Raw genomic sequence first — 21,418 nt, 5'->3', positions numbered from 1 at the left:
GTCAGCCCACCCCGCCGGCCAGCACGGCGATCGGGATACTGGCGTTGCCCAGCATCACCGCCGCGGCGAAGACCATCCCGGCCAGCGCCCAGACCCGGCGGGTGCGCCGCCCGGTGACGCCGAAATCGGTGGCCAGCGTCCACAGCCCGTGCACCAGATGCAGCCCGAGCAGCAGCATGACGGCCAGGTAGAAGAGTGCCATCGGCCAGCGCTGAAGGCTCTCCACCAGGTTGTGATAGGCGGGTGAGGTCTGCTCGGTGGCCGACTCGAAGCCTTGCGCCGCAACGGGTTTCGTCCCGGTCGTGAGGTCGAGAATGTGCACGACCACGAAGATCAGCAGCACCAGCCCGGTGACCGGCATTCCAGTGGCGGGCAGTCTGCGCCAGCCCATGCCTCGGCGGCGGAACCGGCCCTTCGCGCGATGAGCGCGGCCGATCAGCGCCAGAGACGCCCCGATGTGCGCCGCCAGACAGAGAATCAGGACCACGCGGAAGATCCAGAGCGCTCCTCCGTAGGGCAGCAGCGGTTCGGCGAGGGTGCGCAGCCAGTGCGCGTACGCGTCGAAATGCGCGGCGCCGGTGTAGACCTTCAGGTTTCCGACCATGTGGACCAGGACGAACAGCGCGAACACCGTGCCGGTGACGGCCATGGTCACCTTCAGCGTGACGTTCGACGGCCGCGGTGGGCGCGCTTCCGGGCGCCGGGCCACCGGCCGCGGTGCCGGTACCGCGATCGGGGTGCTGGACGATCCCATGATCCGACGGTAACCGGCATTCCGGCCCGGGACCGGGTGACCGGCCGAGCTCGGGACCATCGGCCCGGCCGGGCGCCGAGATACGGGGTGTGGCTTCGACTCGACCTTCGTCGCTGCGCTCCTCCGGTCGGCTCAGCCGGCGGGGACGGCTGGGTCGGGCGATGGTGTGCGTGACCGGGGGCTTCGACGTGGCTTTCGTCGTTGCGTTCCTTCGGTCGGCTCGGCTGGCGGGGACGGCCGGTCGGGGAAGGTGTGCGTGGCCGGGGGCTTTGGATGCGGCGTTGGTCGTTGCGTTCCTTCGGTCGGCTCGATTGGCGGGGACGGCCGGTCGGGGAAGGTGTGCGTGGCCGGGGGCTTTGGATGTGGCGTTGGTCGTTGCGTTCCTTCGGTCGGCTCGATTGGCGGGGACTGCCGGTCGGGGAAAGTGTGCGTGGCCGGGGGCTTTGATGCGGCGTTGGTCGTTGCGTTCCTTCGGTCGGCTCGGTCGGTGGGGCCGGTTGGTCGGGCGATGGTGTGTGTGGCCGGGGGCTTCGACGCGACTTTCGTCGCTGCGCTCCGTCGGTCGGCTCGACTGGTGGGGACGGCTGGTCGGGCGATGGTGCGTGGCCGGGGGCTTCGGCGCGACCGCGGTCGCTGCGCTCTTTCCGGTCGGCCCGGCCTGCGGGGGATCGGGGGTCAGTCGTCGAGAGGGCCGGTCGGCAGCATGCGGCGGACCAGCTTCCCGGTGGGGTTGCGGGGAAGATCCTCGACGAAGACCACGTCGCGGGGGACCTTGTAGCGGGCGAGGTGCGCCTTGACGTGGGCGCGGAGTTCGTCGGCGTCCGGAGTGGCGCCCTCGGCGGCCACCACGAAGGCGCGCAGCCGGGTGCCGTATTCGGCGTCGTCGACGCCGATCACCGCGATGTCGTCGACACCGGGGTGCTCGGCGAGCAGGTTCTCCACCTCCTGCGGGTAGACGTTCTCGCCGCCGGAGACGATCATGTCGTCGTCGCGCCCGGCGATGAACCACAGGTCGTTCTCATCGACGTAGGCCATGTCGCCGCTGGACATGTAGCCGTCGATGAAGTCCTTGTTCCGGCCGTCGGTGTAGCCCTCGAACGGGGCGCCGGTGCGGGCGAACAACCGGCCCTTGGTGTTTCGCTCCCGGATACGGTTGCCGTCGTCGTCGAACAGGGCGAGGTGGCTGGTGACCGGCGGTTTGCCGATGGTGCCGGGAGCCTGCCGCAGCTCGGCGGGCTGCGCCACCGAGGCGACACCGACCTCGGTGGAGCCGTAGAGGTTGTAGAGGACGTCGCCGAACGCCTGCTGAACCTGGGCGCACAGCGCGGGGGACAGGGCCGAACCGGCGACGACGATGGACTTCAGGTTGCTCAGGTCGTACCGGGCGATCACCTCGGGGCCGAGAGCCACCATCCGGTGCAGCATGGTCGGCACCGCGACAAGGGCCTGCGACCGGTGTTCGGCGAGCGCCGCGAGCGTCTTCTCCGCGTCGAAGCGGCGCATCAGCACCGTCTCGTTGCCCATCGCCAGGCCGACTCCCCACAGCGCGAAGCCGGTGGCGTGGAAGACCGGCGACACGATCACGATGGAGCCACGCTGCGGAAGCGCGATCCGGTCGACGATCAATGCACTCGCGAACGGCGAGAAGGTGGAGCGGCCCGCGCCCTTCGGCAGCCCGGTGGTGCCGCTGGTCAGGATCACCATGCCGGCCCACGCGTCGGGGGCCGGCGGCATCGCGGTCCGGCCGGACTCGACCACCTCGTCGAGGGTGGGGATGTCGCCGCGGATCGGCTGCTCGCCCTCGACCCAGGTGACGATCCGCGGCAGGTCGCCGGGCAGGGTGTCGGCGAGGTGGGTGAACTCCTCGTCGTGCAGCATCGCCTCGATGTGTTCGCGCTCGGCGACCTCGGCGAACTGGGTGGTCCCGAAGCCGGTGTTCATCAGCGCCAGACGGATTCCGGCGCGGCCGGTGGCGCACAGTGCCATCGGGAGGGCCCGGTGGTCGCGCGCGATGATCCCGATCACCGATCCGGGCCCGAGGCCGCTGTCGAGGAGATGATTCGCCAGCGCGTTGACCTGCCGGTCGAACTCTCGCCAGGACAGCGTGCCGCGCTCGTCACTGATCGCCGGGAGGTCGGGCATGTCCGCGGCGTTGTGCTCGAGCACCGCCGCGGCCGGTCCGACGCGCTTGTTGTTCTTGATCGTCTTCGCCAGGCGCCCGGGGTCGCCGAGTCGGAGGATCCCGGCCCTCCGCAACGTCTGGATGGCACCGAAGGTGTCTGACAGCTGTTCGCGGATCGCTCCGAGATTCGGCATTCGTGTGGCCCTCACTCGCGGCCGCTCGCCGCGCTAGACACTCGATTCACATTTTGTTTCAAGTCACGCTACCCGGATTCGGCACGGACGGGTGAGTGGTCTCGACGGCGACGTCGGTCGGGCGGAGTCGTGACCGCGGCCGGCGTGACGGCGGCCGGCGTGACGGCGGCCGGCGTCGGCGTCAGGCGGGGAGGAGTTCGGAGCGGCGGGCGCGGACCTCGCCGATCACGGCGTCTCGGAGGGCACGGACGACCGGATCGGTCACCCGGTCGCGATGTGCGGCGAGGGAGTAGCCGAGCCGGACGTCCACCTCGCGGCGGAGTACGCGCCGCAGCCCCGGATGCCGGTCGGCGACGAAAGCCGGGAGCAGGCCCACGCCGCCGCCGGCCAGGGTGGCCTCGACCTGGGCGAAGACATTGGTGGACATGAACCGCGGCGTCACCCCGGGCAGGTGCTTGTCGAGGTCCAGTTGGCCGACCTGAAGCAATGAGTCGACGTACCAGATGATCGGGTGATCGCGGACGTCGTCGACCGTCGCCGGCACTCCGTGGTCCGCCAGGTAATCGGCCGACGCGTAGAAACCGAGCGCGTATTCGCTGATCGGTTCGCTCACCAGCCTGCCGCCGAGCGGCGTTCCGACGGCGATCGCGAGGTCGTAGCCGGACTGGTGAACACTGAGCTCTCTTGTCGCCGTGAGCAGTTCGACGGTGAGGCCGGGATGCGCGGCACGCAGCCGGACCAGCGCGGGCGCCACGAAGTAGGTGCCGAAGGCGTCGGGCGCGGTGATCCGGACGTTGCCGCGCAGGGCGTCGCCGGCCGTCCCGGTGACCGCGCGGATCGCGCCGTCGACCGCGCTCTCGATACTGCGGGCGGTCTCCGCGACGGCGCGCCCGGCGTCGGTCAGTTCCCAGCCGGTGGGGCCCTGCCGGATCAGCGGAACACCCAGCGCCTGTTCCAGCGCGCGGATCCGGCGGCTCACCGTGCTGGCGTCGACCCCGAGGGCGGCGGCCGCCGCACTGCGGTTCCGGCTGCCGGACACGGCGAGGAGATAGCGCAGGTCGTCGGCGCGGACGGTGCGCGGATCGACGCTCCGGGGCGGCAGATCGGCCATGAGCCGAGCCTACGGCAGGAACGCACATCGCGGCCCCCAGGCCGGAGGCAGAATTGCACGGGCGCAGGTGCGGACTTGGTCGTTGACCCGTGCTCGCCGGGCCGGTGACGATGGACACACCGGTGCTGGACCGGGCCGAGAGGAGAACCCACCGATGACATCGCCGACCGTCGCGTCCGACCCCGTGCTCGTGCGCGTCGACGGCGGACTCGCCGAGCTGACACTCAACCGTCCCGCGTCGCTCAACGCACTCGATCGCGCCATGGTCGGCACGATGGCCGACCGGCTCGACGACTGGCGGCACGACGACGCGATCCGCGCGGTGCTGGTGTCCGGCGCCGGTGACCGCGCGCTGTGCGCAGGCGGGGACATCGTCGCGATCCACACCGACGCGCTCGCCGTCGCGGGAGCCGGCGATGCCGCTGCGGCGGCCAGTGAATCGGCCGGATTCTGGCGCGACGAGTATCGGTTGAACGCGGCCATCGCTGAGTACCCCAAGCCGTATGTGGCGTTCATGGACGGATTCGTGATGGGCGGCGGTGTCGGCATCTCCGCGCACGCGAGCGTCCGGATCGTCACCGACCGCACCCGCTTCGCCATGCCGGAGGTCGGCATCGGCCTGGTGCCCGACGTCGGCGGCACCCTGCTGCTGTCCCGGATCCCCGGCGAACTGGGCACCTACATCGCGCTGACCGCGGTACAGCTCGACGGTGCCGACGTGATCGCGGCGGGGCTGGCCGACCACTACGTCCCGGCCGACCGCCTCGACGACCTGCGCGCCGCGCTCGCCACCGCACCGGTCGACGACGCGGTGGCGCGCTTCGCAGTGGAACCGCCGCCGTCGGCGCTGGCCGCTGCGCGCGAGTGGATCGCCGGGGCGTTCGCCGCGGACTCGGTCACCGAGATCGTCGAGCGTTGCCGGGCCCTGCAGACCCCGGAGGCGAACAAGACCGCCGACCGGATCGAAGGCAAGTCGCCGACCTCGGTCGCCGTCGCGCTGGCCGCACTGCGGGCGGTCCGCGCCGACGACTCCCTCCGGGACATCCTGCGCCGCGAGTACCGGACGTCGCTGCGCTGCCTACAGCACCCCGACCTGGCCGAGGGCATCCGCGCGCAGGTGATCGACAAGGATCGGTCGCCCGACTGGCGGCCCCCACGCGAGCCGTCGGCCGCCGAGGTCGCCGCCTTCTTCGCGCCACTAGCCCCCGACCTGGAACTGACCTTCACCGACGAGGAGCACGCCCGATGACCGACCCGGCACGACCCACCGACGACTACACGACGATCGTCGCCGAGACACGCGGCCGCGTCGGCCTGATCACCCTGAACCGGCCCGAAGCGCTCAACGCGCTGAACACACGGCTGATGCACGAGGTGGTCGCCGCCGCGACGTCGTTCGACGAGGATCCCGGCATCGGGGCCATCGTGATCACCGGCTCGGACCGGGCCTTCGCCGCCGGCGCCGACATCAAGGAGATGGCGGACAAGTCGTTCAGCGAGATGCTTGCCGAGCAGTTCTTCGGCGAGTGGGACCGGCTCGCCGCGCTGCGCACCCCGACGATCGCGGCGGTCAACGGCTACGCCCTGGGCGGCGGCTGCGAACTCGCCATGCTGTGCGACCTGATCGTCGCCGGCGACACTGCCGCGTTCGGCCAGCCGGAGATCAATCTCGGCGTGATCCCGGGGATCGGCGGTTCGCAACGACTGACCCGAGCCGTCGGCAAGGCCAAGGCGATGGACCTGATTCTGACCGGGCGGCGGATGGACGCCGCCGAGGCCGAACGCGCGGGTCTGGTCGCGCGCGTCGTGCCGGCCGCCGAGACGCTCGACACCGCCCTCGGCATGGCCGCCGAGATCGCGGGCAAGTCGTCGCTGGCGACCGCCCTGGCCAAGGATGCGGTGAACCGCGCCTTCGAATCCGGTCTCACCGAGGGCGTCCGCACCGAACGCAGCCTCTTCTACTCCGTCTTCGCCACCGACGACCAGACCGAGGGCATGACCGCCTTCGTCGACAAACGCACGCCGAACTTCCGGCACCGCTGACCCCACCACCAGGAGAGATTCCATGACCGAGCAGATCCCCTACTTCATCAAAGGCCACCGCAGCGCGACGATCGGCGACGCCGCGCCGTCGGGCCGCACCGCCGACGTCTTCAACCCGAGCACCGGCCAGGTGCAGGCGCAGGTGCCGCTGGCCTCGACCGACGAGGTCGCGGCCGCCGTCGAGATCGCCTCGGCCGCGCAGCGAGAGTGGGCGTCGTGGAATCCGCAGCGGCGGGCGCGGGTGCTGATGCGCGCCGTCGACCTGATCAACCGGAACATGGACGAGTTGGCCACCCGGCTGTCGTTGGAGCATGGCAAGACCCTCGCCGACGCCAAGGGCGACGTGCAGCGCGGCCTCGAGGTTCTGGAATTCTCGATCGGCATCCCGCACCTGATCAAGGGCGAGTTCAGTGAGGGCGCGGGCGCCGGTATCGACGTGCATTCGATGCGGCAGCCGCTCGGCGTGGTCGCAGGCATCACACCGTTCAACTTCCCCGCGATGATCCCGCTGTGGAAGATCGGCCCGGCGCTGGCCTGCGGTAACGCCTTCATCCTCAAGCCCTCCGAGCGCGACCCCTCGGTCCCGGTGATGCTCGCCGAACTGTTCACCGAGGCCGGCCTGCCCGACGGCGTGCTCCAGGTGGTTCACGGTGACAAGGAGGCGGTCGACGCGCTGCTGACCCACCCGGACGTCAGGGCCCTCGGCTTCGTCGGCAGCTCGGACATCGCGCAGTACATCTACGCGACCGCGGCCGCCAACGGGAAGCGCTCGCAGTGCTTCGGCGGTGCGAAGAACCACATGGTGGTGTTGCCCGATGCCGACCTGGACCAGGTGGCCGATGCACTCATCGGAGCCGGCTACGGCAGCGCCGGTGAGCGCTGCATGGCGATTAGCGTCGCCGTTCCGGTCGGTGAAGAGACGGCTAACGCGTTGCGCGACAAGCTGGTCGAGCGAGTCAAGACGCTGCGGGTGGGCCACAGCCTCGACCCGAAGGCCGACTACGGGCCGCTGGTCACCGCGGCGGCGCGCGACCGCGTCGTCGACTACATCGGTCAGGGCGTGGCGCAGGGCGCCGAGCTGCTGGTCGACGGCCGGGAGCGGGCGGCCGACGAGTCGTCGTTCGACGGCGAGGAGCTCTCCGGCGGCTTCTTCATCGGCCCCACCCTGTTCGACAACGTGACCAAGGACATGTCGATCTACACCGACGAAATCTTCGGTCCGGTACTCGTCATCGTGCGGGCCAAGGACTACGAGGAGGCCCTCGCGTTGCCGTCCGAGCACGAATACGGCAACGGTGTCTCGATCTTCACTCGTGACGGCGACGCCGCCCGCGACTTCACCTCGCGGGTCGACACCGGCATGGTGGGCGTCAACGTGCCGATCCCGGTACCGGTCGCGTACCACACCTTCGGCGGCTGGAAGCGGTCCGGCTTCGGCGACCTGAACCAGCACGGCCCGTCGTCGATCATGTTCTACACCAAGACCAAGACGGTCACGACGCGCTGGCCCTCGGGCATCAAGGACGGCGCGGAGTTCGTCATCCCGACGATGCACTGAGGCGGCGACCATGGGTGAGTTGTCAGGATCTCTGACGGGTCTGGACGACGACGAACGCGTGATCGTCGAGACCGCCGCGGGTTTCGCCGCGAAGCGGATCGCGCCGTTCGCGAGAGAATGGGATACGGCCAAACACTTTCCGGTCGATGTCCTGCGTGAGGCCGCCGGCCTCGGCATGGGCGCCGTCTACTGCCGGGAGGACGCCGGCGGCTCCGGGTTGCGGCGGCTCGACGGGGTGCGAATCTTCGAACAGCTGGCGTACGCCGACCCGGCCGTCGCGGCGTTCTTGTCGATCCACAACATGTGCGCGTGGATGGTCGACGCCTACGGCACGGATTCTCAGCGGATGTCGTGGGTGCCTCGGCTGGCGACCATGGAGACCATCGCGTCGTACTGCCTCACCGAACCCGGTGCCGGTTCGGACGCCGCCGCGTTGACGACCAAGGCCCGCCGCGACGGCGACGACTACGTGCTGAGTGGCGTGAAGCAGTTCATCTCCGGTGCCGGAAGTTCCGACCTGTATGTCGTGATGGCACGCACCGGTGGACCGGGCCCGAAGGGCATCTCCACGTTCCTTGTCGAAGACGGTTCTCCCGGCCTGAGTTTCGGCGCGCAGGAAGTGAAGATGGGCTGGCACGCCCAGCCCACCGCCCAGGTGATCTTCGACGACGTCCGCGTCCCGGCCGCCAATCTTCTCGGCGGCCGGGAGGGGATCGGCTTCGGCATCGCGATGAGCGGACTCAACGGCGGGCGGCTCAACATCGCGGCGTCGTCGCTCGGCGGTGCACAGGCCGCGTTCGACGCGGCGGCGTCGTACGTCGCCGGACGAAGAGCGTTCGGCGAGGCGCTGATCGACGAATCGACCATCCGCTTCACCCTCGCCGACATGATGACCGGCCTGCACACGTCTCGGCTCACCCTGTGGCACGCGGCGCGAGCGCTCGACGACGGTGCCGCCGACCGCGTGGAACAGTGCGCGATGGCCAAGCGGTACGTGACCGACACCTGCTTCACCGTCGCCGATCAGGCGTTGCAGCTGCACGGCGGTTACGGGTACCTGTCCGAATACGGGATCGAGAAGATCGTCCGCGATCTGCGCGTGCACCGGATTCTGGAAGGCACCAACGAGATCATGCGCGTGGTGCTCGGCCGCTCGGTCGCCGCGCGTTTCACCCAGGATCAAGGAGCACTCCGATGACGACGATCGCCTTTCTCGGGCTCGGCAACATGGGCGGCCCGATGGCCGCGAATCTGGTCGCGGCCGGACACACCGTCCGCGGCTTCGACCCGGTACCGGCGGCGGTTGAGGCCGCCCGCGCCACCGGTGTGGTGACCTTCTCCTCGGCCGGTGAGGCCGCGGCGGGTGCGCAGGTGGTGATCACCATGCTGCCGAACGGGTCGGTGGTCCACGCGGCGTACGACGCCGTGCTGCCGGCCGCCGAGCCGGGTGCGCTGCTGATCGACAGTTCCACCATCTCCGTCGACGACGCCCGCGCGGTGCACGCGCGCGCGGTGGCGGCCGGGCACGTCCAGGTCGACGCGCCGGTCTCCGGCGGAGTGAAGGGCGCCGTCGCCGGGACCCTCGCCTTCATGGTCGGCGGCGATGACGACGTGATCGACTGGGTGCGCGAGGTGCTCGAGCCGATGGCCGGCAAGGTGGTCCACTGCGGCGCCAGCGGCGCCGGGCAGGCGGCGAAGGTCTGCAACAACATGCTGCTGGCCGTCCAGCAGATCGCGGTGGGGGAGGCCTTCGTGCTCGCCGAGAAGCTCGGCCTGTCGGCGCAGTCGCTGTACGACGTCGTGACCGGTGCCACCGGCAACTGCTGGGCCATCCAGGTGAACTGCCCGGTTCCCGGTCCGGCGCCGTCGTCGCCGGCCAACAACGACTTCAAGCCGGGCTTCGCGACCGCCCTGATGAACAAGGACCTGGGCCTGGCGATGGACGCCGTCGGTTCCACCGGCTCACAGGCCCCGCTCGGCGAGCACGCCGCCCGGCTGTACGCGGCCTTCGCCGAAGACCATGCGGGCCTGGACTTCTCGGCGATCATCGAGACCCTGCGGGACTGACCCGTCGTGGGGTAGCAGCGGGTAGACACATGAGCAGCAGTCGCGGGCGCTGCTCATGTGTCGAAGCGCTGCTACGGCCGCGGGCGCACCGATTTGGGTTGCAGCGCGGCGTCGTGCATACTTGGGGGGTTGCCTCTCGCGAGGCGATGAACTCCACCGGACCGCGAACGCGGAGCCGGGCGTGTAACGCGTGCTCTTCTCGATGAGAATCACGGTCACGACACGCCCGACCGCGGGTGCCGGGGGAAGCGTACAACGACGAAAAGAACAGCGTCGATCGCGCCCGCATGGTCGGGCCGTGGTCATTGTGGCTCACGTTGCCGCCCGTTGCTCCCCGAGCTTGTCGAAGGGGGCGGGTGTTGAGCCGCGCGGTGTTCTGTTCGTCGAGAGACATACAGACGGAAGAGGACACAGCGTGGCGGGACAGAAGATCCGCATCAGGCTCAAGGCCTACGACCACGAGGCGATCGACGCTTCTGCGCGCAAGATCGTGGAAACCGTGACCCGTACGGGTGCACGGGTGGTCGGCCCGGTGCCGTTGCCCACCGAAAAGAACGTGTACTGCGTCATCCGTTCGCCGCACAAGTACAAGGACAGCCGCGAACACTTCGAGATGCGCACGCACAAGCGACTCATCGACATCCTCGACCCGACGCCGAAGACGGTCGACGCGCTGATGCGCATCGACCTGCCGGCCAGCGTCGACGTCAACATCCAGTGACGGGGGACTGAGCGAATATGAGCAACCAGACTGCAAAGAAGGGCCTGCTGGGCACCAAGCTCGGCATGACCCAGGTCTTCGATGAGAACAACCGGGTCGTCCCGGTGACCGTCATCGCGGCCGGCGGCAACGTCATCACCCAGCTCCGCGACGAAGAGCGCGACGGCTACACCGCCGTGCAGCTCGCGTACGGCGCCATCGACCCCCGCAAGGTGAACAAGCCGGTCTCCGGCCAGTTCGCCAAGGCGGGCGTCACCCCGCGCCGCCACCTCGCCGAGATCCGCGTGCAGGACACGTCGGACTTCGAGGTGGGCCAGGAGCTCGGCGTCGACATCTTCGCCGACGGCGCCAAGGTCGACGTGACCGGCACCTCCAAGGGCAAGGGCTTCGCCGGCGTCATGAAGCGTCACGGCTTCGCCGGCCTGGGCGCGAGCCACGGCGCGCACCGCGTGCACCGCTCGCCCGGTTCCATCGGTGGCTGCGCCACCCCGGGCCGCGTGTTCAAGGGCATGCGGATGGCCGGCCGGATGGGTAACGACAAGGTGACCACCCAGAATCTCACCATCTACAAGGTGGACTCCGAGGCCGGTCTCCTGCTGATCAAGGGCGCGATCCCCGGCCGCAAGGGCGGCATCGTGGTGATTCGCGACGCTGTGAAGGGTGGCGACAAGTGAGCACCGAAACCGCAACCACGCTGACGCTCGACGTCCGCACCCCGGCCGGTGCCACCAACGGCACCGTCGAGCTGCCGGCCGAGCTGTTCGACCAGGACGCGAACATCGCGCTTCTGCACCAGGTGGTCGTCGCCCAGCAGGCTGCGGCCCGCCAGGGCACGCATTCGACCAAGACCCGCGGCGCCGTCCGCGGCGGTGGCGCCAAGCCGTACCGCCAGAAGGGCACCGGCCGCGCCCGTCAGGGCTCGACCCGCGCACCGCAGTTCGTCGGCGGTGGCACCGTGCACGGTCCGCAGCCGCGCGACTACACGCAGAAGGTCAACAAGAAGATGAAGGCCGCCGCCCTGCGCGGTGCCCTCTCCGACCGGGCGCGCAACGAGCGCATTCACGTGGTCACCGAGCTCGTCGAGGGGCAGACCCCGTCGACCAAGGCCGCGCGGACGTTCCTCGAGGCGATCAGCGATCGCCGCAAGTTCCTCGTCGTGCTCTCCCGTGAGGACGACGCCGCTCGCAAGAGCATCGCGAACCTGCAGAACGTGCACGCCATCGCGCCGGACCAGCTGAACACCTACGACGTCCTCGATTCCGATGAGGTCGTGTTCAGCGTCGAGACGCTGAACGCCTTCATCGAGGCGCACACCAAGAAGGAGGCCTGACATGACGACGCACGCTGATCCGCGCGACATCATTCTGGCGCCGGTGATCTCGGAGAAGGCTTACGGCCTGCTCGAGGAGCAGCAGTACACCTTCGTGGTGCACCCGGACGCCAACAAGACCCAGATCAAGATCGCCATCGAGAAGATCTTCGATGTGAAGGTCGAGAGCGTCAACACGGCGAACCGCAACGGCAAGCGCAAGCGCACTCGTTACGGCTACGGCAAGCGCAAGGACACCAAGCGCGCCATCGTGACGCTGCGTGACGGCAGCAAGCCCATCGAGATCTTCGGGGGCCCGGTCGCCTGACCGGAGCGCTCAGAGAGGGACTTGAAAACCTATGGCTATTCGTAAGTACAAGCCGACGACGCCTGGCCGTCGCGGCTCGAGCGGAGCCGACTTCTCCGAGGTCACTCGTGACCACCCGGAGAAGTCGCTGGTCCGCCCCCTGCACAGCAAGGGCGGGCGTAACGCGCACGGCCGGATCACCACCCGGCACCGCGGCGGCGGGCACAAGCGTGCCTACCGCGTGATCGATTTCCGTCGCAACGACAAGGACGGGATCAACGCGAAGGTCGCTCACATCGAGTACGACCCCAACCGCACCGCGCGCATCGCGCTGCTGCACTACATCGACGGCGAGAAGCGCTACATCATCGCGCCGAAGAACCTGAAGCAGGGCGACATCGTCGAGTCGGGGCCCAACGCCGACATCAAGCCGGGCAACAACCTGCCGCTGCGCAACATCCCGACCGGTACCCAGGTCCACAACGTGGAGCTGCGTCCGGGCGGCGGTGCGAAGATGGCTCGCTCGGCCGGCGCCTCGATCCAGCTCCTCGGCAAGGAGGGTCCGTACGCGACCCTGCGTATGCCGTCGGGTGAGATCCGCCGCGTCGACGTGCGCTGCCGCGCCACCGTCGGCGAGGTGGGCAACGCCGAGCAGGCGAACATCAACTGGGGCAAGGCCGGCCGTATGCGGTGGAAGGGCAAGCGCCCCACCGTCCGCGGTGTCGTGATGAACCCGGTCGACCACCCGCACGGTGGTGGCGAGGGCAAGACCTCCGGTGGTCGCCACCCGGTCAGCCCGTGGGGCAAGCCCGAGGGCCGCACCCGCAAGAACAAGGACAGCGACAAGCTGATCGTCCGCCGCCGTCGTACCGGCAAGAACAAGCGATAACTAGGAGGAGGTAAAAAATGCCACGCAGCCTGAAGAAAGGCCCGTTCGTCGACGACCACCTCCTGAAGAAGGTGGATGTGCAGAACGAGAAGGGCACCAAGCAGGTCATCAAGACCTGGTCGCGCCGCTCGACCATCATCCCCGACTTCATCGGTCACACCTTTGCCGTCCACGACGGACGCAAGCACGTGCCCGTGTTCGTGTCGGACAACATGGTCGGCCACAAGCTGGGCGAGTTCGCCCCTACCCGCACCTTCAAGGGTCACATCAAGGATGACCGGAAAGCGAAGCGCCGGTAAACCATGGCTACTCAGACAGACAACGCAGTGCAGAGTGCACGCGCCACGGCGAAGTTCGTGCGCGTCACGCCGATGAAGGCCCGTCGTGTGATCGACCTGATCCGCGGCAAGAACGTCGACGAGGCCCTGGACATCCTGCGGTTCGCACCGCAGGCCGCGTCCGAGCCCGTCTCGAAGGTGCTGGCCAGCGCCGTCGCCAACGCCGAGAACAACCTCGGCCTGGACCGTCGCACCCTGGTCGTCACCGAGTCGTTCGCCGATGAGGGCCCGACCATGAAGCGGTTCCAGCCGCGCGCTCAGGGTCGTGCCTTCCGTATCCGCAAGCGCACCAGCCACATCACCGTGGTGGTCTCGAGCGTCGGCACGGTCGGCGATCGCAAGCGTTCGCGTCAGCAGAAGAAGAAGGGAGCCTGAGCATGGGCCAGAAGATCAACCCGCACGGCTTCCGTCTCGGCATCACGACCGACTGGAACACCCGGTGGTACGCGGACAAGCAGTACGCCGAGTACGTGAAGGAAGACGTCGCGATCCGCAAGCTGCTGAACACGGGCCTCGAGCGCGCCGGCATCTCGGGTGTCGACATCGAGCGCACCCGTGATCGGGTCCGCGTCGACATCCACACCGCCCGCCCGGGCATCGTCATCGGCCGCCGCGGCGCCGAGGCCGATCGCATCCGCGGCGAGCTGGAGAAGCTCACCGGCAAGCAGGTGCAGCTGAACATCCTCGAGGTCAAGAACCCCGAAGCGGATGCGCAGCTCATCGCCCAGGGTGTGGCCGAGCAGCTGAGCAACCGCGTGGCCTTCCGCCGCGCGATGCGCAAGGCGATCCAGTCCGCCATGCGACAGCCGGGCGTCAAGGGCATCCGTGTCCAGTGCTCCGGCCGTCTGGGCGGCGCCGAGATGAGCCGCAAGGAGTTCTACCGCGAGGGACGCGTGCCGCTGCATACGCTGCGCGCCGACATCGACTACGGCTTCTTCGAGGCTAAGACCACCTTCGGCCGCATCGGCGTCAAGGTGTGGGTCTACAAGGGCGACATCGTCGGTGGACGCCGCGAGCAGGCTGCGGCCGCTCCGGCTGCCGAGGACCGTCGTTCGCGCCGCCCGAGCCGTCCGCGTCGCAGCGGGTCGTCGGGCACCACCGGTACCAGCACCGAGGCCGGTCGCGCAGCGGCCACCGCGGAAGCCACCGCGCCTGCTCCCGAGCAGGCCGAGAACCAGGAGGGCTGAGGCATGTTGATCCCTCGTCGGGTCAAGCACCGCAAGCAGCATCACCCCAGCCTGAAGGGTCAGGCCAAGGGCGGAACCAAGGTCACCTTCGGCGACTACGGTATCCAGGCGCTGGAAAGCGCTTACATCACCAACCGTCAGATCGAGTCCGCTCGTATCGCGATCAACCGCCACATCAAGCGTGGCGGCAAGGTCTGGATCAACATCTTCCCGGACCGCCCGATCACGAAGAAGCCGGCCGAGACCCGCATGGGTTCCGGTAAGGGTTCGCCCGAGTGGTGGGTCGCCCCGGTCAAGCCGGGTCGCGTCCTCTTCGAGATGACCTTCCCCAACGAGCAGGTGGCTCGCGAGGCTCTGCGTCGCGCGCAGCACAAGCTCCCGATGAAGACCCGTATCGTGACCAGAGAGGAGCAGTTCTGATGGCACTCGGAATCGCTGCGGGCGAACTCCGCGATCTCAACGACGCCGACCTGGTCGACCGTCTGAAGGAGTCGAAGGAAGAGCTGTTCAACCTTCGTTTCCAGATGGCCACCGGCCAGCTCGACAACAACCGCCGCCTGCGGACCGTGCGTCGCGAGATCGCCCGGATCTACACCGTCATGCGGGAGCGTGAGCTGGGCCTGGCGTCCGGACCGGACGGTGACGACGCATGAGTGAGGACCAGAACGTGAACGTCGAAGAGCGCGGCCGCCGCAAGGAGCGGATCGGCTACGTCGTCAGTGACAAGATGCAGAAGACGATCACCGTCGAGCTGGAGGATCGCAAGAGCCACCCGCTGTACGGCAAGATCATCCGCACCACCAGCAAGGTGAAGGCGCACGACGAGCAGGAAGTCGCCGGCGTCGGCGACCGCGTGCGGATCATGGAGACCCGCCCGCTGTCGAAGTCGAAGCGCTGGCGCCTGGTCGAGGTGCTGGAGAAGGCCAAGTAGGTTTCTTTCGCTCCTGGAGCTGGTTCGCTGGCTCGTTGAGTTTGTCCATACCCAGAAGGTCCGGTATCCCTGTTCGGGACCGGACCTTCTGGCATCCGGTCTGCACTACCCCCGAACCGGGAGAGTTCTTTGTGCCCGTGAGCACGCGGATCGTTTGGTCGCTGCCGCACAGCGGTGCGGCGCGGTGGACGGGAACGAGAAGGAGGGGGGCCAATGCGCCGGACACTGTCGGCAGCGGGCAGTCGGGACGATCACAGGTACACCGACTGCTACGACATCGACACGCAATTGCGGATGTTGCGATTCGAGCCGAACGGCCCGTTGGTCCGCGCGCGGAGGATGGCGTTGGTGGCGCGCTGGTATGGGTTGAAGCACTATTGAGGGTACCCCGCCGCCCGGGCGGATGTGGCTCCGCAAGCTCGGCGGCGGCAGAGTGCTCCCCGACTTCGCGTGCGTGGGTTCGATCAAGGGCGGGACGTCTGATCTCGCGGCCAATCTGTTTTCGCACCCGAGCGTCGTCCCGCCCTTCGCCAAGGAGGTTTTCGACACGGATCCGGAAGTGCGGCGGGAGCACTACCCGACGGTCACGGAGATGCGTCGCGTGCGCCGGCAGACGGGGAACGCCCGCACGGGCTACTTCACCCCCGCGCTCACGTTTCTCGACCTGCCCGGCCGATACCGGGCGGCGGTGCCCGACGCCAAAGTGGTCCTGGTGCTGCGGGATCCCGTATCGCGGGCGTATTCGCAGTACAAATGGGAGCTGCTCGTCGGTGGCCCCGAGGCTGCGGTCGCGCCGGCGTACGCGGCGTTCGTGGAGGCGTCGTTGGCCGCATACCCAGAGCCTGCTCCCACCTACTGCGGTCTGCCATTGCTCCGATCCGGTGAGTACGACGTACTGACGGCAGCGTGGCTCGCCGCGTTCGGGCTGGATCGGATTCACCTGGTGCGTTCCGAGGACTACTTCGCGGATCGCACCACGCTGGCCGGGATCTATGAGTTTCTGGAGCTCCCGGCGATTGACTTTGTGCCGGTGCCGAGAGTCAACGAGAATCCCTTGGTGACGCCGGGCGAGGATCCTGCGTCGAAGGCACTCCTTGCGGAGTTCTATCGACCTCACAACAGGCGCCTAGAGGAATCGTTCGGCCGCGACATGGGATGGACGTGAGGTCGAAGCCAGGCAACTGAGCGGCGCCTTTCGGCGACATTGGCTGCGGGCTCGACGTGGGGGGAGTGGCGCATGTGATTCGCTGGCCCCGATTCGGGTGACAACCGTGTGGACGAAATTCTTTCTCACTTGCCGCAAGAGTCCGTCTCAGCGGGGCCTGTGTTGCGATCCGCATTAGCATCGATGCTGATTCCCGACCGCTGACTCCCATCCGGGTCGGGGGGACCCGAACCGTGGTCCCCGACGATCCGGTCCGGCTGCGGCACGACGAAAGTTGATAGAAGTATGCGCCACCACCCGCGCGCGGCATGGCGCCGCGTCCTGATCGCACTGCTCGCCGTCGTGGCGCTTCTTCCGATCGCCGTCGGCGAAGCGGCTGCGAAGCCGGACTCGCCGGACGAGGTTCGTGCGACCGTTCAGCGGAACCGGGACGACGTCAAGATCGCGGTGGCGAACGGCTCCGTGGCGGTCGAGGACGGTTACCTGCTGTTCAAGAACAGGGCCGGCAAGGTGGTAGACAAGCACAGCCTGATCTTCGTCGCACCCGATAAGGCCGAGTACGACATCGCGGCGACCGTGCGGGGCAACACTGCGACCCTGGTGCCCAGCAAAGTAGCCAAGAAGCGTAAGCCGGGGCAGATCATCTGCGGCCCGCAGACTCGAGCGCAGCGCGATCATGAAGCACGTCAGGCGCTGCTGAGTGAAATCAGTATCTCGACAGCCATCGGCGCCCTGATCGGGACCGCAGTCGGTGCGATCCTCTCGATCGCGCTGACCGCCGGTGGCGGCCTTCCGATCGGCGTGCCGATCGGCGCTCTTGTGGGAGCCGGCATCGGCCTCGGAGGTGCCGTCGTGAACGGCGCGTTCGATCGCTACTTCAAGAAGGTGAACAGCAAGTTCGAACCCAAGTGGTGCTGAGTCGATATCGGTGACCGGCCCCGACTGTCGGGGCCGGCAACGTTACCGGGGAGTAGACGTACGTTCGGTGGAACTTGCGTGCTGTTTTCCCTGGTCGCTGACCGAATACCGTGTCATGCGTTACGAAGTGTGACGCTCACGACGATAGACTCATGGGTGGATTCGTCTGACGCCACGAAGCGGTCGGCAGCGGGGCGGTCGATCCTCACGACTGTGCAGACCCAGCCGGAAGGACCACATGCAGGCTTTTGAGAGGCGTCCCGAAGGCGGGACGACGCCTGAGCTGTCTCATGCCTCCGCGGGGCAGCGGCCCCCGCGCGACCCGCTGGTCGACACCGTGCCGTGGATTCCGGACGACGATCCGACGCTCAATCAGCTGCGGGCGTGGCGCGATCAGCTGAACAGCGACTCTATCGAGACGCGGCAGCCGCTTTCCGGCGCCCCGAACGCGGCCGATTCCGCGCCCCCTGGGTCCGGACCGGAACCCGCGAGCAACGTCGGTGCCCACGCCGTCGTCAAGCACGCCGGCGCCGGCGACGACGATCTGCCGAGCACCACATCCGGTGAACGCCGAGGTGCTCCGACTCGCAGGGGTGGCGCCGCGGCGGCGGGTGGTCGCCGGCATCGGCGCGTCGGGCCGGCTGAGTCCCGGTCGACCGGTGCATGGGTGATTCCGGGTTTCAGCCGAACCCGTCCAGAGCCGTCGACCATCGACGTCTCCGCCCCGGCGGTGGAGCGACCGCTGCCGTCGCGGCATCGCGCCGGCTGGGACGTCAGCGGCCAGAAGGAACAGAATCCTCCCGCCCCGATCGAATCCCGGGAGGAGTTCGTGGCGGCCCAATTGGCGACGACGGCCTTCCCCTCCCTGGATCTCGTCCCGGTCGGTGAGAACGTCGATCTCGAGATCGCCATCGAAGCCAATGGTCTGCGGAAGAAGTTCAGGGACTTCACGGCCGTCGACGGCGTGAGTTTTCAGGTCCCCAAGGGCCGGATCGTCGCGATTCTCGGGCCCAACGGGGCCGGCAAGACGACGACGGTCAACATGCTGTGCACCCTCCTCGCTCCCGACGGTGGTTCCGCGTCGGTCGCCGGTCACGACGTGCAACGCGAGGCGCCCGCCGTGCGTCGAGCGATCACGCTGACCGGACAGTTCGCGGCCCTCGACGAGCAACTCACCGGTCGTGAGAATCTGGTGATGTTCGGCCGTCTGCTCGGCCTCACGAAGAAGAAGGCGCAGGTCCGGGCGGGTGAGCTGCTCGAGTTCTTCGGTCTGGAGTCAGCGGCCTCCCGCAAGGTCCGCGAGTATTCCGGCGGTATGCGCCGACGCATCGACATCGCGTGCGGCATGGTGACCAGGCCGGAGGTGGTGTTCCTCGACGAGCCGACTACGGGCCTCGACCCGCGCAGCCGCCAGGATGTCTGGGCGTTCGTCGAGCAACTGCGTGCGCTGGGTGTCACGATCCTGCTGACCACCCAGTACCTGGAAGAAGCCGACATGCTCGCCGACCGCATCGTCGTGATCGATAAGGGCAAGGTGATCGCGGAGGGAACCTCCGACGAGCTCAAGGCGGCCACCGGAGCCGCCTACTGCGAGGTGACTCCGGTCCATCCCGCTTACGTGCACCGCCTGCGCGCGGCGCTCGGCGACCTGCTCGGACCCACCGCGGCGGAGCTCGACGTTCCGCCGGACGGCACGGTCTCGGTCCCGGCGCCCAACGGGCCGGCCACCCTCGCGGAGGTGCTCAAGCGGGCGGAGCAGGACCAGATCCCGCTCGCCGACGTCGTGCTGCGCAGGCCTTCGCTCGATGAGGTGTTCCTGTCGCTGACCGATCCGGACGCGGCTGGCGCGGACTCGACGCCCGCAGGGGACGGTCGATGACGGCGGTCTCCGAGTCAATCGCAATCTCCGACGCTGGCTGGTCGCCGCCACGGCCGAACGCGATTCAGCAGTGGTGGGTCCTGACGTCGCGCGGAATCCTCAACGCGTACCGGAACGGCGAGTTCATCTTCTGCTTCGTCTCGCCGGCGATGCTGGCGGTGTGCTTCTACCTGCCGCTTCGCCAGGTCGTGGATGAGGCTGCGAGCATCGACTACGCCCAGTTTCTGATGCCGATCATCATGCTCCAGGCGATGGCTTTCGTGGCGTCGTCGGCCGCGCTGAAGTCGGCGATGGACGGCCATGCCGGGGTGCACGACCGGTTCCGGTCGCTTCCGATGGCCGCAGTGATTCCCTTCCTCGCACGCACGGCGACCATCGGGGTGCTGCTGCTGGTGGCCCTCGCCTTCGGTCTGATCTCATGCGTGATGATCGGCTGGCGGCCGATCCCGGTCGACGAGGGCGGCGGTGGTATGCGGGGCGCCCTGCTCGCCGTCCTGATCGTCGGTGCGATCGGCTGGGCGCTCTCGTTCATCTCGGACGGCATCGGCATGGTGAGCAACAGCCCGACCGTGACGAGCCAGCTCGTCGCCTTTCCGACCCTGATCCTCGGAATGCTGTCGGGCGGATTCATGCCGCTGGCGCTGTTCCCCGAATGGATTCGCGGGTTCGTGCGGAATCAGCCGATCTCGCAAGTGGTCAAAGCGATGCGGGAAGCGATGGAGGGAACCGCGACCTGGGCGACCGTCAAGCCCACGTTCTGGTGGTTCATCGGGTTGGTGTCGATCGGCCTGCTGCTATTCGGGATCGCGGCCAGGAAGGAGCGGTAGCGGTGTCGGTTCTCGCGAATGCTCCCGTCCTCGACCAGCAGGCCAGCGCTCTGCCAGAGCGGTCCGTCCGCGCGTGGTGGTGGCAGACCCGGGTGCTCATCGGTCGTCAACTGCTGGTCGCCTTCCGGGACCCGGCGACCCTGATTCAGGTTCTGGTCTTTCCCGCGCTCACGATGCTGATGTTCAAGGTGGTACTCGGCGACGTCGTCAGCAAGGCGACCGGCACCGACAGTGTCTACGGCACCGTGCCGTTGATCCTCCTCACCAGCACGATGTTCGGGTCCGGCGTGTCGGCGATCCGCGTCGTGATCGAGCGGTCGACCGGCCTGCTGAGCAGGCTGTATGTGCTGCCCATCAATCGCGGCGCGGACTTCTCGGCCCGTGTTCTCGCTGAGACGGTCCGGGCGCTCGCGACCTCCATCGCGCTGGTCGCGGCGGGGTTCCTGATCGGGTTCAGATTCACACAGGGCATCGGGCCCGCGCTGGGCCTCTTCGGCGTTGCCATGCTGTACGCGACGGCGTTCGCCATGGTGACCCTCGCGGTGGCCGTGATCTCCCGCCCGGGGCTGCCGCTGGTCGCCTACATCGGGCTGCTGACCACACTGATGATGTTCTTCAACTCCGGCTTCGCTCCGGTCGACGGCTACCCCGGCTGGCTGCAGCCGATCGTCGCCAATCAGCCGATGTCGCCCGCGATCGAACTGATGCGTTCGCTGGCGGCGGGTGGTCCGATCACCGAGAATCTGATCAAGGTGATCATCTGGGCCTTCGTGGCCCTGGCCCTGACGACATACCCGGCGATGCGCGGCTACCGCAAGGCGGCTGCGAACGCATGACGATGTCGATCGAACGAACGGTTCTGTGGGAAGTGTGTCACAGTACCTACTGCGAAAACCGCAGGTCATCCTGGCCACCTCGCACCGGGACCGGCAGAGAGGTCACAGGTTTGGTGCTTCCGCTGTCGCCGGGCAGGAAGAATGGGACCGTTACGAGATGGCATGTGGAACGAGAGGGAGGGGCCGCACCCGACGGACGGTTTGAGTACGGCTGGGCCCCGTACGGGGTTGACGCGGTAGTGAACGACGAGCGGGTGCATTG

Annotated in this window: 24 protein-coding genes; 21 read left to right on the top strand and 3 right to left on the bottom strand. The window is 68.1% G+C overall.

The window, feature by feature from the left end:
- Position 1 precedes the first annotated feature (1 nt).
- From MYK68_RS17260 to MYK68_RS17250, 3 genes are all read right to left on the bottom strand, one after another.
- Positions 2 to 754, bottom strand: a complete 753-nt coding sequence (locus tag MYK68_RS17260) for a succinate dehydrogenase cytochrome b subunit (RefSeq protein WP_247864977.1) — start codon at positions 752 to 754, stop codon at positions 2 to 4.
- 675 nt (positions 755 to 1,429) lie between these two features.
- On the bottom strand, positions 1,430 to 3,070 hold the full coding sequence (locus tag MYK68_RS17255; protein WP_247864976.1) for an AMP-binding protein: 1,641 nt from the start codon (positions 3,068 to 3,070) through the stop codon (positions 1,430 to 1,432).
- Between the two features lie 181 nt (positions 3,071 to 3,251).
- A complete protein-coding gene (locus MYK68_RS17250; protein ID WP_247864975.1) occupies positions 3,252 to 4,181 on the bottom strand; it encodes a LysR family transcriptional regulator in 930 nt (309 codons plus the stop codon).
- A 154-nt stretch (positions 4,182 to 4,335) separates the two neighbouring features.
- Between MYK68_RS17250 and MYK68_RS17245 the strand changes: the two genes are divergently transcribed.
- The 21 genes from MYK68_RS17245 (at position 4,336) to MYK68_RS17145 (ending at position 21,156) form a co-directional block, all read left to right on the top strand.
- Positions 4,336 to 5,430: an enoyl-CoA hydratase/isomerase family protein gene (locus MYK68_RS17245; RefSeq protein WP_247864974.1), complete on the top strand. Its 1,095-nt coding sequence runs from the start codon at positions 4,336 to 4,338 to the stop codon at positions 5,428 to 5,430.
- On the top strand, positions 5,427 to 6,224 hold the full coding sequence (locus MYK68_RS17240; protein ID WP_247864973.1) for an enoyl-CoA hydratase: 798 nt from the start codon (positions 5,427 to 5,429) through the stop codon (positions 6,222 to 6,224). The genes MYK68_RS17245 and MYK68_RS17240 overlap by 4 nt, the downstream gene beginning before the upstream one ends.
- Before the next feature lie 22 nt (positions 6,225 to 6,246).
- On the top strand, positions 6,247 to 7,782 hold the full coding sequence (locus MYK68_RS17235; RefSeq protein WP_247864972.1) for a CoA-acylating methylmalonate-semialdehyde dehydrogenase: 1,536 nt from the start codon (positions 6,247 to 6,249) through the stop codon (positions 7,780 to 7,782).
- 10 nt (positions 7,783 to 7,792) lie between these two features.
- The gene (locus MYK68_RS17230) at positions 7,793 to 8,980 is read left to right on the top strand and encodes an acyl-CoA dehydrogenase family protein (RefSeq protein ID WP_247864971.1); all 1,188 of its coding nucleotides are present in this window, start codon (positions 7,793 to 7,795) and stop codon (positions 8,978 to 8,980) included.
- The gene (gene mmsB, locus MYK68_RS17225; protein ID WP_247864970.1) at positions 8,977 to 9,849 is read left to right on the top strand and encodes a 3-hydroxyisobutyrate dehydrogenase; all 873 of its coding nucleotides are present in this window, start codon (positions 8,977 to 8,979) and stop codon (positions 9,847 to 9,849) included. The genes MYK68_RS17230 and mmsB overlap by 4 nt, the downstream gene beginning before the upstream one ends.
- 415 nt (positions 9,850 to 10,264) lie before the next feature.
- Positions 10,265 to 10,570, top strand: a complete 306-nt coding sequence (rpsJ, locus tag MYK68_RS17220) for a 30S ribosomal protein S10 (protein ID WP_003938093.1) — start codon at positions 10,265 to 10,267, stop codon at positions 10,568 to 10,570.
- Between the two features lie 17 nt (positions 10,571 to 10,587).
- Entirely contained in the window at positions 10,588 to 11,244 is a 657-nt protein-coding gene (rplC, locus tag MYK68_RS17215) for a 50S ribosomal protein L3 (RefSeq protein WP_247864969.1), read from the top strand.
- Entirely contained in the window at positions 11,241 to 11,900 is a 660-nt protein-coding gene (rplD, locus tag MYK68_RS17210) for a 50S ribosomal protein L4 (protein ID WP_247864968.1), read from the top strand. The genes rplC and rplD overlap by 4 nt, the downstream gene beginning before the upstream one ends.
- A gap of 1 nt (position 11,901) precedes the next feature.
- Positions 11,902 to 12,207, top strand: a complete 306-nt coding sequence (gene rplW / locus MYK68_RS17205) for a 50S ribosomal protein L23 (RefSeq protein ID WP_247864967.1) — start codon at positions 11,902 to 11,904, stop codon at positions 12,205 to 12,207.
- 31 nt (positions 12,208 to 12,238) lie between these two features.
- A complete protein-coding gene (rplB, locus tag MYK68_RS17200; RefSeq protein ID WP_247864966.1) occupies positions 12,239 to 13,075 on the top strand; it encodes a 50S ribosomal protein L2 in 837 nt (278 codons plus the stop codon).
- Between the two features lie 17 nt (positions 13,076 to 13,092).
- Positions 13,093 to 13,374 carry a 30S ribosomal protein S19 gene (gene rpsS / locus MYK68_RS17195; RefSeq protein WP_006332376.1) on the top strand — a complete coding sequence of 94 codons (282 nt, stop codon included), beginning with the start codon at positions 13,093 to 13,095 and terminating at the stop codon, positions 13,372 to 13,374.
- 3 nt (positions 13,375 to 13,377) lie between these two features.
- Complete coding sequence (gene rplV / locus MYK68_RS17190) at positions 13,378 to 13,788, top strand: 50S ribosomal protein L22 (protein ID WP_247864965.1); 411 nt, start codon at positions 13,378 to 13,380, stop codon at positions 13,786 to 13,788.
- 2 nt (positions 13,789 to 13,790) lie between these two features.
- Positions 13,791 to 14,600, top strand: coding sequence for a 30S ribosomal protein S3 (gene rpsC, locus MYK68_RS17185; RefSeq protein WP_247864964.1), 810 nt, complete (start codon positions 13,791 to 13,793; stop codon positions 14,598 to 14,600).
- Positions 14,601 to 14,603: 3 nt separating this feature from the next.
- Entirely contained in the window at positions 14,604 to 15,020 is a 417-nt protein-coding gene (gene rplP / locus MYK68_RS17180; RefSeq protein ID WP_105943244.1) for a 50S ribosomal protein L16, read from the top strand.
- Positions 15,020 to 15,253 carry a 50S ribosomal protein L29 gene (gene rpmC, locus MYK68_RS17175; protein WP_247864963.1) on the top strand — a complete coding sequence of 78 codons (234 nt, stop codon included), beginning with the start codon at positions 15,020 to 15,022 and terminating at the stop codon, positions 15,251 to 15,253. Before rplP ends, rpmC begins: the two co-directional genes overlap by 1 nt.
- Positions 15,250 to 15,531, top strand: a complete 282-nt coding sequence (gene rpsQ / locus MYK68_RS17170; RefSeq protein ID WP_247864962.1) for a 30S ribosomal protein S17 — start codon at positions 15,250 to 15,252, stop codon at positions 15,529 to 15,531. Before rpmC ends, rpsQ begins: the two co-directional genes overlap by 4 nt.
- A gap of 454 nt (positions 15,532 to 15,985) precedes the next feature.
- Complete coding sequence (locus MYK68_RS17165) at positions 15,986 to 16,696, top strand: sulfotransferase domain-containing protein (RefSeq protein ID WP_247864961.1); 711 nt, start codon at positions 15,986 to 15,988, stop codon at positions 16,694 to 16,696.
- Between the two features lie 285 nt (positions 16,697 to 16,981).
- On the top strand, positions 16,982 to 17,614 hold the full coding sequence (locus tag MYK68_RS17160) for a DUF8020 domain-containing protein (protein ID WP_247864960.1): 633 nt from the start codon (positions 16,982 to 16,984) through the stop codon (positions 17,612 to 17,614).
- 238 nt (positions 17,615 to 17,852) lie between these two features.
- Entirely contained in the window at positions 17,853 to 19,493 is a 1,641-nt protein-coding gene (locus MYK68_RS17155) for an ATP-binding cassette domain-containing protein (protein WP_247864959.1), read from the top strand.
- Positions 19,490 to 20,320, top strand: coding sequence for an ABC transporter permease (locus tag MYK68_RS17150; protein ID WP_247864958.1), 831 nt, complete (start codon positions 19,490 to 19,492; stop codon positions 20,318 to 20,320). The genes MYK68_RS17155 and MYK68_RS17150 overlap by 4 nt, the downstream gene beginning before the upstream one ends.
- Before the next feature lie 2 nt (positions 20,321 to 20,322).
- Positions 20,323 to 21,156: an ABC transporter permease gene (locus tag MYK68_RS17145; RefSeq protein ID WP_247864957.1), complete on the top strand. Its 834-nt coding sequence runs from the start codon at positions 20,323 to 20,325 to the stop codon at positions 21,154 to 21,156.
- Positions 21,157 to 21,418: the final 262 nt, after the last annotated feature.

The organism is Gordonia sp. PP30 (assembly GCF_023100845.1).
Taxonomy (GTDB): Bacteria; Actinomycetota; Actinomycetes; order Mycobacteriales; family Mycobacteriaceae; genus Gordonia.
Note: the sequence above shows the minus strand (reverse complement) of the source record. Positions and strands in the feature narration are given on the sequence as shown.